This is a genomic window from Pseudorhodoplanes sp., from assembly GCF_059499825.1.
The window spans coordinates 18,257-31,138 of the sequence record NZ_JCABZI010000021.1; the positions used below are offsets into that span (position 1 = coordinate 18,257).

Consider the following 12,882-nt stretch of genomic DNA (forward strand, 5'->3'; position numbering starts at 1 on the left):
CCGCCCGCTCAGTCCTTCCCCTCGAGATATCGCTTCGCCAGCACCTTGCCTTCTTCCACCGCCGGCTGGTCGAACGCATCGACACCGAGCAGCTGCGCGGCGATGATGGTTTCCAGCATGAAATGCATCATCAATTCGCCCAACGATCGCTCGTCGATGGTCTCAAGATGGAAGGTGCGCACCGGAAGCCCGTTCTTGGCCAGCGTCTCCGCCGTGGCGCGGCCCTGCGCGGCGACCAGATCGCCGATGGTCTTGCCGCCGAACTCCGGTTCGCCCGCGCGCTGCGCGAGTTCGGGATCGATCGCGGGCCCCTTCCCGGCAACACCGGTGGTGATCACCGAGAACAGCTTGTCGCGCGGTCCCGCAATGAAGAGCTGCAACTGGCTGTGCTGATCGACCGGGCCGAGCGCGCCGACCGGGGTGGTGCCATGGCCGTCCTTGCCGAGGCTTTCGGCCCAAAGCTGCACGTACCATTTGACGAATTTCTCCAGCCGGTCGGCATAGGCCATCACCGCCGAGATGGTCTTGCCGTTTTGCTGCGCGAGCGCGACTGATAGCGCGGCACCGAGCGCCGATGGCACCTCGACCGCAGGCTTTCCGTCGAGCACAGGCGCAAGCGCCGCCGCGGCGCCGTCGCGCAGCGCAACCACATCGAGACCGAGAATGGCGGCCGGCAGCAGGCCGACATTGGTCAGCGCCGAAAAACGCCCGCCGACGCCAGTATCGTGATCGAGGAACGTCACGCCCTCGGGCTCGAGCAGATCGCGCAGGCCGTTGCGCTTGCCGGGCTTCGCCGGTTCGCTGAGACCGAAGAACATTCCGCCGATGCTCTCCTGCAAGCCGGCCGCCTTGCAGGCCGAAAGCGCCGCGGCGGTCTGCATCAGGGTCTCGCCGGTGCCGCCGGATTTCGAGATCGCGATAAAGCGCGAGGTCGCGAGCGGCAGCCGCGCCAGCAGCAGGGCAAAGCTGAGCGGGTCGAGATTGTCCATGAAATGGATGCGCGGGCCGACCCGCAGCGCGCCGACGCCGGGTACCGCGTAACCGGCCAACTGCGCCAGTGTCTGGCCGCCGAGGCTCGATCCGCCGGTGCCGAGAAAAACGATATCGGTCGCGCCTGTGGTCAGGCTCTTGGCCGCGGACTGGACGGCGGCGATGTCGTCGCGCTCGGCCGGCAGCTGCAGCAGCCGCAGGCCGTTGTCCGCATGACGGGCGCGCAGCCAATCGAGCGCGCTCTCGCTGCGGGCCAGTGCGTCATCCAGGGCGGCGTCGGAGATGCCGTCGGGGCCGATGGCGGACCCGCGGGCAAGGTCGATGGACTGAGCGATCATGGAGGCTGCTTTAGCGGATGAGGGGGACCCCTGCCAACGTCGGCGGCGCCGCCCGGTTCCACCTTGTCGCGGGATGGCTAATACATCCCCCGCCGGGCCATTTCCGCGTCCTGCCGGAGATTTTCTTCCCGCGTCAGGCCCTCGACCTGCTCGCCCAGCATGTCCATGTAGCTCGGCAATTCGGCGCGATTGATATGCATGGCGGCGTCCCAGAGCTTCGCCCGGTTCACCGCCTTGGCGCAGTGTAGATAGGCCTCCTTCACCGAGATCACGAGGCCGACCTTGGGCACCTGGCCGCGCATCGCGGACGGCGCCAGCAGCGCCTGATCGTCGGTGATGCGCGCGGTGCCGTTGATGCGCAGAATTTCCGACATGCCCGGCACCAGAAACAGCATGCCGAGCGCCGGATTGTGGAACAGGTTGCCTATCGTATCGAAGCGGTTGTTGCCGATCCGGTCGGGCAGCAGCAGATGCCGGTCGTCGAGAATCCGGCAGAAGCCCGGCGGATCGCCGCGCGGCGAGACGTCGGCGCCGGAAGGACCGAAGGACGAAATCACGCAGAAGGTCGAGCGTTCGATCATGGCGCGGCAATGCCGGTCGAGCGCGGGCAGCACCTTGCCGGTGGCCCGCAACATCGGCTGGTGATGCCGCGCCGCGATCTCGTCGAACGAGCTGACGTAGCTTACCTTGTCGGGGTCGAATGCGTCAGTCCCGGACATCGGTACCCTCTCGTGTCTCGCAAACCGCCGTCAGGATTTGCGCTTCAGTTGCAGCATCATCAGATCGTACTGGAAGTCGGCGGCCTGATGATAGCTGTAGTTCTTGTCGCGGAATTCCTTTTGCGACGTATAGATTTTCGCAAAGGCCGGATTGGTGGCGATGATGGAGGCGTAAAGCTCCTCCGACGCCTTGTACATCGTATCGATCACATCACGCGGGAACACCGATACCTTGACGCCGGCGCCGACCAGCCGGGCCAGCGCTTCGGGATTCTTGGTGTCGTAATGCGCGAGCATCGAGGTGGTGGTCGCCTGCGCCGCGATCTCGATCGCCTTCTTGTAGAGCGGCGGCAGCGCGTTGAACTTTTCGGTGTTGAAGATCGCGTGGAAGACCGTGCCGCCTTCCTGCCAGCCGGGCGTGTAGTAGAAGCTGGCGACGCGGTTGAAGCCGAGCTTCTCGTCGTCATAGGGTCCGATATATTCGACCGCGTCGATCACGCCGCGTTCCATCGCGGGATAGATGTCGCCAGGCGCGAGTTGCTGGGTGACGATGCCGGCCTTGGTCGCGACCTGTCCGGCGAGGCCGGCGATACGCATCTTCAGGCCCTTCAGATCGGCCGCGCTCTTGATCTCCTTGCGGAACCAGCCGCCCCATTGCATGCCGGTATTGCCGCACGGGAAGCCGATGACGTTATACTTGGCCATGAACTCGTTCATCAGATCGAGCCCGCCGCCGTAATAATACCAGCCGTGCTGCGCGCGCGGATTCATCATGAAGGGGACGGCGGCGCCGAGCGCGAAGGTTGGATCCTTGCCGATGTAGAACAGCAACCCGGTATAGGCGCCGTCGACGCTGTTGTTCTGCACGGCATCCAGCGCCTGCAGGCCCGGCACGATCTCGCCGGCGGCGAATTGCTGGATCACGAACTTGCCATCGGTCAGGTCGGAGACGTATTTGCCGAAGGTCTCGCCGGCGCCGTAGGTGATGTCGAGGCTCTTCGGAAAGCTGGATGTCATGCGCCAGCGAATGGTCGGGGCCGATTGCGCGATAGCGGGAGCGGCCAGCGCGGTGGTGGCGGCTCCACCCGTGCTGAGGGCAAGAAACTTGCGGCGATCCATCGGATAAAACTCGCGGTTCGAGGACCCGGGCCGCCTTCACAGTGCAACCGGCATACCAGTTGCTTAGTCAGTTGGTTGCCGTTGGCTTCGCGGTTGATTGCGGCGCATTCGCAAGCGATCGTGCGCACAGAGCGTGCCGGGCGGCCCGTTCGGAAGGCACGGCCTGACGGGCTCTGCCTAGATTCGACGCATCGCGCGCAATGCGAATGCGAATTGCAGGAGGCCCGATGAAGGATCGCAACGCCGCGGCGCTGTTCGGGATCGTGGTCTATGACGGCGTCGAGCCGATCGATATCGGCGGTACGGTCGGCGTGATCTCGATGGCGCGCCGCGTGTTGCCCGCAATCGAGAGCGTGACGATCGCGGAAACGGCCGGGCCGGTCGAACTGGCCGGCGGACTGTCGATCATCGCACAGGCGGGCTTCGCCGATGCGCCGGTTTGCGATGTCGTGATGGTGTGCGGCGGGCCGGGCTGGCGGCGTGAAACAGCCAATCCGGCGATGCTGGATTTCCTGCGCAAACCGTCGACGGCGCAGGTCACGTCGGTCTGTACCGGGGCGATGATCCTCGGCGCCGCGGGCTTGCTCGATGGCAGGATGGCCACGACGCGCCGCTCGGCGGTCGGCAACGAGGCGCAGTCACCCCTGCAGGAGCTTGCCTCGTTTGCGCCCACGTCGCGCGCTCAGGCCGCTGCCGTGGTGGACGACGGCGCGGTCGTCACCGGCGGCGGCGTCTCGCTCGCAATCGACGCGACGCTGTACCTGATCGGCAAAATCTACGGCGAAGACGCGCGGGCCGAAGTCGCGCAGGTGATCGAATACGATCGCGCCTATGACGCGAACCGTGCGGCGCTCGGCCATGTGCAGACCGAGCGCGGCATCCCTTGAGCGATCAGCCGCCCTGCTTCGCGGCGGCAGTCGGTTGCGTGCGCCCGACCACGGTGAACAGCACGCCGCCATTGAGCAGACGGCTGGCGACCCGCTTGACGTCCGAGAGCGTGACGGCGTCGATCAGGCCGTTGCGGCGTTCCCAGTAATCGATGCCGAGATCGTCGACCTGAAGCTGCACCAGCTGCGCTGCAATCTTCGTAGACGTATCGAAGTTCAGCGGATAGGAGCCCTGGATATACGACTTCGCCCGCTCAAGCTCGTCGAGCGTCGGGCCGTTCTCGGCCAGCCGGTGGATTTCCTGCTGGATCAGCCCGACGGTCTCGTCCGCCTTGTCGGCGCGGGTCTGGGTGCCGCCCATGAACAGCGCAGTGGCGTCCAGCGGCAGCAGATAGGAATAGACCGAATAGGCCAGCCCGCGCTTCTCGCGCACCTCGTTGTAGAGCCGCGAGGAGAACGAGCCGCCACCCAGGATGTGGTTGACGATGAAAGCCGGGATGAAGTCCGGATCCTTGCGGGCGATGCCGAGACCGCCGAACGCGACCACCGTCTGCGGTACGTCGAGGGACACCTCGAGCCGCTTGCCGAGCACATCGGGGCGGACACTCGGCACTGGCTGCAATTGCGAGGTCTTCGGCAGCGATCCGAACACCTGATCGAGCACGGTCCCGAGCGCTGCGGCATCGATGTCGCCGACCACGCCGATCTTCAGATTGTCGCGCGCCAGCACGCGTCCGGTATAAGCGGTCAGATCGTCACGGGTGATCGCCGGCACCGATTCAAGCGTACCGTTGGTCGGCAGGCTGTAGGGATGGTTCGGGAACGCGGTGCGCCACCACAATCGCGAGCCGATCTCGTTCGGGCTCGTGGTCTCGCGCTTGAGCGCGGTTAGCATCTGGGCGCGAATGCGCTCGACTGGCTCCTTGTCGAAACGCGGCTGCGTCAGCGCAAACCGCAGCAGGTCGAAGCCTTCGGTCTGGCGATTGCTCAGAACCTTGAGCGAGCCGCGAATCTCGTCTCGGCTGGCCCGGAAGGATAGTTCGACCGCGTTGCGGTCGCTTTGCGCCTGGAACGCCTTGGCGTCGAGATCGCCCGCGCCTTCGTCCAGCAAGGCCGCCGTCATGTAGGCTACGCCGGGCTTGCCGGCCGGATCCTGGTTGGCCCCGCCCTTGAACGAAAACTCCATGGCGATCAGCGGCACCGACGGCTCGCGCACGAGCCACGCCTCGATGCCACCCGGGCTCACCACCCGCTCGATCTTGGCTGCCGCCTGCGCGTGCGGCGCAAGCACGAACAGCGCACCGGCGGCCGCCGCGACCAGCGCGAACGCGCGGCCTGTCGAAAGTCGGTTGGCGATCATGAACGGCGCTCCTGCGGCTTCGGGTGCTCCTTGACCAGATATCCGGTCACCGAGCGTCGCTTGTCGAGCCAGGTCTTGGCGGCGTCGCGCACCTGATCCGAGGTGACCTTCTGGACGCGGTCAGGCCAGGTCTTGAGATGCTCGACGGTAAGACCGGTGGTCAGCGCGCCGCCATACCAGCGCGCCATGGTCGCCTGGCTGTCCTGCGCGTAGACCACGTCGGCCACGAGCTTGATCTTGGCCCGCTCCAGTTCGTCGTTGGTCACGCCGTTCTCGGCGAGTTCGGCGATCACGCCATCCATCGCCTCTTCCAGATCCTTCAGCGTCACATCGCTGCGCGGCGTGCCGTAAATGCCGAAGCGGGTATGGTCGAGCGCGGAGCCCTGATACCAGGCGCCGATCGAGGTCGCCATCGGCTTCTCGATCACCAGCTTTGAATAGAGCCGGCTGTTATTGCCGCTGCCGAGAATCTGCGACAGCACTTCCAGCGCTTCGGACTCGCCGGGCTTCGCATTGGCAGCCGATGGCACGAGGTAGCTGCGCTGGAGGCTCGGCTGCGTCACGCGCGGATCGGCGAAGGTCACGCTGCGGACCGAGCGCTGCTCCGGCTCCTGCGGCCGCGTGCGCGGGCCAATCTCGGCGCGCGGCGCAATCTTGCCGTAGGTCTCTTCGGCCAGCGTCTTGACCTCGTCGGCGGAGACATCGCCGGCCACCACCAGAATGGCGTTATTCGGCGTGTACCAGCGCTTGTAGAAATCGAGCGCATCCTGACGGTTGAGCTTCTCGATCTCGTGCCGCCAGCCGATCACCGGACGGCCATAAGGATGATTGAGATAAAGCGCGGCCTGTACTTCCTCGCCAAGTTTTGCGGAGGGGTTGTTGGCGACGCGGCTGTTTTGCTCTTCGAGCACAACGTTGCGTTCCGGCAGCACCGCTTCGTCGGTGAGCGTGAGGCCGGTCATGCGATCGGCTTCGAACTCCATCACCATCTTGAGACGGTCGCGGGTCACGCGCTGGAAATAGCCGGTGTAATCGCTCGAGGTGAATGCGTTCTCCTGGCCGCCCATGGTCGCGAGCACCTTGGAGAAGCGGCCGGCCGGATTTTTCTCGGTCCCCTTGAACATCAGATGTTCGAGGAAATGCGCGATCCCGGATTTGCCCGGCGGTTCATCGGCGGAGCCGACGCGATACCAGACCATGTGGGTGACGACCGGCGTGCGGCGGTCGGGAATGACCACCACTTCCATGCCGTTGGCGAGCTTGAAATGCGATATCTCGGGGCCGGAAGCGGCGCGATTCGGGGCAACACTCAGAAACATCAGTGCGGCTGCGGCCGCGCAGGATGCCAGTAGCGTTCGTCGGCGGATCATGAATGTTCTCACAAGCGCCCTTGCCTGCGATGCAGGCGGACGGGCCCTCAGGCAATCTGGGCCGGCAAAACGGAATTGCAAAGCCCTTCAGAACGCGCGGATGATTAAATTTCCGACACGCTATTCGCCGGTGCCGCGCCTGTTAACGTAGTCGTAGGGTTTCGCCTGCTCCTTGCGCGGCGTCAGGCCATACGGATGCGCCGAGGACGGAGTCCGGTAGCCCGGCGGCGGCTGGGTCAGTTCGTTGCGCGCCGGCTCTTTGGTGAAGGTCGCCACTTCCGGCTTCGAATTATCCTTGAACAGACCGCCAAGCAGGCCGCCCTTGTATCCGAGTTCGCTAGGCCGCTGCGGGCGCTGACTGTCCGATTCCGCATCCTGCGGGCCAGTGGGGTTGAGCACAGTGCTGCCGGTGGGCTTGCGGCCATAGGCATTGAGCTCGGCCGGGCTCAGGGCGCGATCGTCCTCTTCGGAACTGGTCCGCCGCTGTTTCTTCTTGGCCTCCGCTCGCTTCTTGCGCTCGACGGCTTCGGGTTCCTTCGGCCAGGACGGCGTATTCGCGATCGCGTTGGCTTCCGGCTGCGGCAACTGGCCGAGATTGGGCGGCACCACCAGCGGCGGACGCTCGCGATAATCGATCGAGCCGTTATTGTTGATGCCGAACAGGCCCTTGATGAACTTGGTTTCGAGGCTCTCTTCCTCGTCGTCGTCGTTGGCGATCGCAACCGACGGAACGGAAACCGATACGGCGCCGGTGAGGGCAATGGCGGCAATGGCGGCCATCAGGCCGCGGCGCCAGCCGGCCAGGCGCAAATCGGAGCGCAAATCAGACATCCCTGTCGCTGTTCGCAAGATCTGTCCCCGCACGGTTCAATACCCGTCCCCGACCGGGAAACTCCCGAAAAATCAGGGCGCTTTTGCGGCGCGGCCGCCCAGAAAGGTTTCATACAGCAAACCGGCCACCCCGGCAACGATGGCCACATCGGCGAGGTTGAAGACGTACCAGTTGAAGGCCCAGGTCTGCGTGGTGATGTGCAGCAGCGCGAAATCGACCACGGCGCCGTGCGCCATCCGGTCGATCGCATTGCCGATCGCCCCGCCGATGATCAGCCCCAGCGAGAGGGCGGTCAGCCGGTTCTCGGCCTGCGACAACCAGCCCCAGAGCACGACCACCACCACCACCTTGAAGCCGAGCAGCATCCACATGCCGGCCGCGGTATCCTGGGACAGCCAGCCGTAGCTGATGCCCCGGTTCCAGACCAGCACGAGGTCGAAAAACGGCAGGATCACCACCCGGCCGAGCTTGCCGAGCTCGAAGCCGTAGAGCAGCCAGAGCTTCAGCGCCTGGTCGGCAAGCGCGGTGACGAGCGCCGCTACCACGCCATCGCGGGTGAAGGGGCCGATGAGGTAGCTCTTGAGGTTCATGGTCGCGGCGATTACTCCGCGGCCTTGCGCAGCGTGTCCCATTCGCGGAGCGCCTGTGCGTCGCGCGGGGTCACGTCGGGATAGGCCGGGTCTTCGCCGACGCTCTCGGTGACCTTCCACGAGCGTGCGCACTTCTTGCCATGCGCACGCTGCGGCATCACGGCTACACCACGCACATCATCGAGCCGAAATGCCTCCGCAGGCCCCTCGCCTTCGGCGAGCGTCGCGTTCGAGGTGATGCAGATCTCCGCGAGATCGGCATCGACGATCGCACCGAACAGGTCGAGGTCGGATACATAGATGATCGGAGCGGCTTCCAGCGACGAGCCGATGCGCTTGCCCGCGCGTTCCAGCTCGAGCGCGCCGGTGACCACGCGGCGCACGCTCCTGATCTTGCGCCACTTCTCGGCCAGCTTGTCGTCGCGCCATGCCGCCGGCACGTCGGGGAACAGCTGCAGATGCACGGACGGCGCATCATCGCCATAGCGCGACAGCCACGCCTCCTCCGCGGTGAAGCACAGCATCGGCGCGAGCCATGTCACCGTGCAGCGGAACAGATGATCGATCACGGTCAGCGCCGCCTTGCGCTTCACCGACGAGACCGGATCGCAATACAGCGCGTCCTTGCGGATATCGAAATAGAAGGCCGAGAGATCGGACGTCATGAAGGCGCTGAGCATCGCGAAGATGCGCTTGAAATCGAACGCGCGATAAGCCTCCTTCACTGCGCCATCGAGCTCGGCCAGCCGGTGCAGCATAAGCCGCTCCAGCTCGGGCATCTTGTCGAGAGCGACGCGATCCTCATCGGAGAAATGCGCGAGCGAACCCAGCATCCAGCGGATGGTGTTGCGCAGCTTGCGATAGGTCTCGACATTGGTCTTCAGGATTTCCGCGCCGATGCGCAGATCGTCGGCATAATCCGACGCGCAGGCCCACATGCGCAGGATGTCGGCGCCGGAATTCTTGATCACGTCCTGCGGCGCGACGGTGTTGCCGAGCGACTTCGACATCTTGCGGCCGTGCTCGTCGAGCACGAAGCCGTGCGTCAGCACCATGTCGAACGGGGCGATGCCGCGCGTGCCGCAGCTTTCCAGAAGCGAGGACTGGAACCAGCCGCGATGCTGGTCCGAGCCTTCGAGATACATCACCTGGTCGTTGCCGCCCTTCGGCTTGCGGACAATGCCCCTGAGCTGCGGGAAGTTCTGTTCGTCTTCCAGCACGAAGGCATGGGTCGAGCCTGAATCGAACCAGACGTCGAGAATGTCGTCGACTTTCTTCCAGCCTTCCTTGGCTCGATCGCCGAGGAAGCGCGCGGCGGCGCCCTCCGCATACCAGGCGTCGGCGCCTTCCTTCTCGAAAGCGTCGCCGATCCGCTTGTTGACGGCGGCATCGTTCAGGATCTCGACCGAGCCGTCGGCCTTCTCCTTGACGAACACGGCAATCGGCACGCCCCAGGCGCGCTGGCGCGAGATCACCCAGTCCGGGCGGCTCTCGATCATGCCGGTGATGCGGTTTTCGCCCGCGGCGGGAATCCATTGCGTGACGCTGATCGCGGTCATCGCGCGATGGCGAAGCGTGTCGCCCTTACCGCCGATGTTCTTGTCCATCGCAATGAACCATTGCGGCGTGTTGCGGAAGATCACCGGCTTCTTCGAGCGCCACGAATGCGGATATTGATGCTTGAGACGGCCGCGCGCGATGATGTTGCCGACCTCGACCAGCGCCTTGATCACGGCGTCGTTGGCGTCGCCCTTCTCGCCCTTGTCGTTGATCACGCGCTTGCCGGTGAAGCCCGGTGCATGCGCGGTCAGCGCCCCGTTCTCGTCGACGGTATAAGGGATCGCGGGGTTGATGCCGTCGTTTTCGAGCGAACGCGCGCTCGCGGTCCAGACCTCGAAGTCCTCGCGGCCGTGTCCGGGCGCGGTATGCACAAAGCCGGTGCCGGTGTCGTCGGTGACGTGATCGCCTGCCAGCAGCGGCACGGTGAAGTCGTAGCCGAGCGAACGCAGCGGATGCGCGCAGCCGAGATCTGCGAGATCTTCAACCGGCACGTCGGCGATCTTGTCGTAGGCCGTGACGCGGGACTGCTTGAACACCTCGCCGGCGAGATTTTCCGACAGGATGAAGAGATCGCCGAACTTCGCCCAGTTGTCGGGCGCGGCATCGGTGACCTTGTAGAGTCCGTAAGCAACCTTCGGCGAATAGCTGATGGCGCGATTGCCCGGCAGCGTCCAGGGCGTGGTGGTCCAGATCACCACGGAGGCGCCCTTGTATTTTTTCTCCAGCGCTGCGTGCCGCTTGCCGCGCGCAGATCGGACTGGAAACTTCACCCATACCGTGTCGCTGGTGTAATCCTCGTATTCGACCTCGGCTTCGGCGAGCGCGGTCTTCTCCACCACGCTCCACATCACCGGCTTCGATCCGCGATACAGCGTGCCGTTCTGCGCGAACTTGATGATCTCGCGCGCGATCTGCGCCTCGGCCGCAAAGCTCATCGTGGTGTAGGGATGATCCCAGTCGCCCTCGACGCCGAGCCGCTTGAATTCCTCGCGCTGCACATTCAGCCAATGCTCGGCATAGGCGCGGCATTCCTGCCGGAACGCGATCATCGCGGCGGGATCGGAGAAGTTCGGCTTGCCCTTGTTCCTGGAGCGGTAATTCTCCTCCTCGACCTTCCATTCGATCGGCAGGCCGTGGCAATCCCAGCCCGGCACGTAATTGGAGTCATAGCCCAGCATCTGCTGACTGCGGGTCACCACATCCTTCAGGATCTTGTTGAGCGCAGTGCCGATATGAATGTTGCCGTTGGCGTAAGGCGGGCCGTCATGGAGGATGAATTTCGCCCGGTCCTTCGCCGCTTGCCGGAGCTTGCCGTACAGGTTCTCGTCCTTCCAGCGCTTGAGCAGCACCGGCTCGCGCTCGGGCAGGCCGGCGCGCATCGGAAATTCGGTGCGCGGCAGGAACAGGGTCTCGGAATAGTCGCGTTCAGTCTGGGTCATGTCGGGAAATCGCCTCCGGCGGAGGCTGTGTAGCAGGGGTGCCGCAGCGCGCAAAGGCGCGATGCGGCAGAGCCGCGGTCAAATCTGCCCGAGCGGGGGGAATGCGCCCGGATTGCGGGCCAGCGCATCGCGGGCACGCTCTGCGTCCAGATTCATCTGCGCCATCAGGGCGTCGATCGAGGTGAATTTCTCCTCCGCCCGGATCCAGCCGATCAGCGCGACATCGATGACCTGACCGTACAGATCGCCGGAAAAGCCGAACAGGAACACCTCCAGCAGCGGCGCGCCATTGTCGAAGGTCGGGCGGCGGCCAAAACTCGCCACACCGTCGTATCGGGCGTCGCCGATGCCGACCCGCACTGCATAAATGCCGTGCTTCAGGCCGCAGGCAGGGGCGAGCCGCAGATTGGCGGTCGGGAAGCCCATCTCGCGGCCGCGCTTTTCGCCGTGGACCACCTCGCCGGAGGCGAACCAGGGATAGCCGAGCAGTTCGGCCGCCTCGACCACGCGCCCGGCTTCCAGCGCTGTGCGAATGGTGCCCGAGGAGACCGGGCGGCCCTCATCCTCCAGTTTCGGCGCCACATCGACCGGAAAGCCGTAGCGCTCTCCGGCTTCGGTCAGGAACGCGGGCGAACCGCCCCGGCCCTGCCCGAAATGGAAGTCGAAACCGATGGCGACCCCGCTCACGCCCAGCCGTCCGACCAGGATATCCGCCACGAATTGCTCGGCCGGCAGGCCCGCAAGCACCGCATTGAAGGACAGCACCACCGCGCCATCGAGCGGCGTCGCGGCAAGGAGCCGCAGCTTCTGGCGCTCGTCGGTTAGCCGGAACAGCGGGACGTCAGGACGGAAATAGCTGCGCGGATGCGGCTCGAGCGTCAGCACCGCGGACGGCTTGCCGGCCGCCGCGGCGCGCTTCATGGCCAGATCGATGACCGACCGGTGACCGCGATGCACGCCGTCGAAATTGCCGATCGCAACCACGGCGCCGCGCAGCTTTTCGACTTCGGGCCCGTCGTCACGGACCACCACAAACGGCTTCTGGCGTTCGGATTGCGGCATTGAGAACGTGGCTGGATTGTCGATGCGCACCGTGTCGGCCCGCTGCCGCCGCAAGTCAAGCGGCCAGGCCCTTCGGGTCTTAAGACTTCGGACGCCCCGGCACCGATACGATCGCCTCGCCGTCCAGAACCACGGCGTTGTCGACCAGGGCCTCGCAATGCAGCCGCACCTTGCGGCCCTCCGGCACCAGTTCGATCACCTCAACGATGACAGAGACCACGTCGCCGATCTTCACCGGAGCGTGGAAGTTCAGCGTCTGCGAGCGATAGACCGCGCCCGCGCCCGGCAGCCGCGTGCCGAGCACCGCCGAAATCAGGCTCGCGGTATACAGCCCGTGCGCGATCCGCTGGCCGAAGCGGGTGCCCTGAGCATAGGTGTCGCAGAGATGGATCGGGTTCTCGTCGCCGGACACATTGGCGAAGCCGACGACGTCGGTCTCCATCACCGACTTCATCAGGGTCTCGCGCATGCCGATATGCAGGTCCTCGAAGCACAGGGTGCGGACCATGCGCGGATCGACGGCGGCTTTTGCGGGGGCTGTGGTCATTTGCCTCTGTTAACACAGTAAATGAAATCTAAAATGCTTCACGCATCGGCAGCGCGCAATGCGCCTTTC

At 64.9% G+C, this 12,882-nt stretch carries 11 protein-coding genes; 1 reads left to right on the plus strand and 10 read right to left on the minus strand.

The genetic code is table 11. The features are described 5' to 3' along the window. Positions 1–8: 8 nt before the first annotated feature. The 3 genes from AC5I5I_RS25140 to AC5I5I_RS25150 form a co-directional block, all read right to left on the minus strand. Entirely contained in the window at positions 9–1,328 is a 1,320-nt protein-coding gene (locus tag AC5I5I_RS25140) for a phosphoglucose isomerase-related protein (RefSeq protein WP_495977777.1), read from the minus strand. Positions 1,329–1,405: 77 nt separating this feature from the next. Further along, positions 1,406–2,047, minus strand: a complete 642-nt coding sequence (locus AC5I5I_RS25145) for an MSMEG_1061 family FMN-dependent PPOX-type flavoprotein (RefSeq protein ID WP_495977779.1) — start codon at positions 2,045–2,047, stop codon at positions 1,406–1,408. 30 nt (positions 2,048–2,077) lie between these two features. Beyond that, a complete protein-coding gene (locus tag AC5I5I_RS25150) occupies positions 2,078–3,166 on the minus strand; it encodes a TRAP transporter substrate-binding protein (RefSeq protein WP_495977781.1) in 1,089 nt (362 codons plus the stop codon). Positions 3,167–3,393: 227 nt separating this feature from the next. On the opposite strand from AC5I5I_RS25150, the gene AC5I5I_RS25155 reads away from it, so the two are divergent. Next, positions 3,394–4,053: a DJ-1/PfpI family protein gene (locus AC5I5I_RS25155; RefSeq protein WP_495977783.1), complete on the plus strand. Its 660-nt coding sequence runs from the start codon at positions 3,394–3,396 to the stop codon at positions 4,051–4,053. A 4-nt stretch (positions 4,054–4,057) separates the two neighbouring features. On the opposite strand, the gene AC5I5I_RS25160 is transcribed toward AC5I5I_RS25155, so the two are convergent. From AC5I5I_RS25160 to AC5I5I_RS25190, 7 genes are all read right to left on the minus strand, one after another. Further along, on the minus strand, positions 4,058–5,413 hold the full coding sequence (locus tag AC5I5I_RS25160) for a M16 family metallopeptidase (protein WP_495977785.1): 1,356 nt from the start codon (positions 5,411–5,413) through the stop codon (positions 4,058–4,060). Then, the gene (locus AC5I5I_RS25165; protein WP_495977787.1) at positions 5,410–6,783 is read right to left on the minus strand and encodes a M16 family metallopeptidase; all 1,374 of its coding nucleotides are present in this window, start codon (positions 6,781–6,783) and stop codon (positions 5,410–5,412) included. The genes AC5I5I_RS25160 and AC5I5I_RS25165 overlap by 4 nt, the downstream gene beginning before the upstream one ends. Positions 6,784–6,903: 120 nt before the next feature. Further along, positions 6,904–7,614: a hypothetical protein gene (locus AC5I5I_RS25170; RefSeq protein ID WP_495977789.1), complete on the minus strand. Its 711-nt coding sequence runs from the start codon at positions 7,612–7,614 to the stop codon at positions 6,904–6,906. A 72-nt stretch (positions 7,615–7,686) separates the two neighbouring features. After that, positions 7,687–8,205, minus strand: a complete 519-nt coding sequence (gene lspA, locus AC5I5I_RS25175) for a signal peptidase II (protein WP_495977791.1) — start codon at positions 8,203–8,205, stop codon at positions 7,687–7,689. An 11-nt stretch (positions 8,206–8,216) separates the two neighbouring features. Further along, positions 8,217–11,204: an isoleucine--tRNA ligase gene (gene ileS, locus AC5I5I_RS25180; protein ID WP_495977793.1), complete on the minus strand. Its 2,988-nt coding sequence runs from the start codon at positions 11,202–11,204 to the stop codon at positions 8,217–8,219. 78 nt (positions 11,205–11,282) lie between these two features. Next, positions 11,283–12,266 (minus strand): bifunctional riboflavin kinase/FAD synthetase, encoded by a 984-nt coding sequence (locus AC5I5I_RS25185; protein ID WP_495977795.1) that lies wholly within the window; start codon positions 12,264–12,266, stop codon positions 11,283–11,285. A gap of 79 nt (positions 12,267–12,345) precedes the next feature. Next, complete coding sequence (locus AC5I5I_RS25190; RefSeq protein WP_495977797.1) at positions 12,346–12,813, minus strand: MaoC family dehydratase; 468 nt, start codon at positions 12,811–12,813, stop codon at positions 12,346–12,348. Between the last annotated feature and the right edge of the window lie 69 nt (positions 12,814–12,882).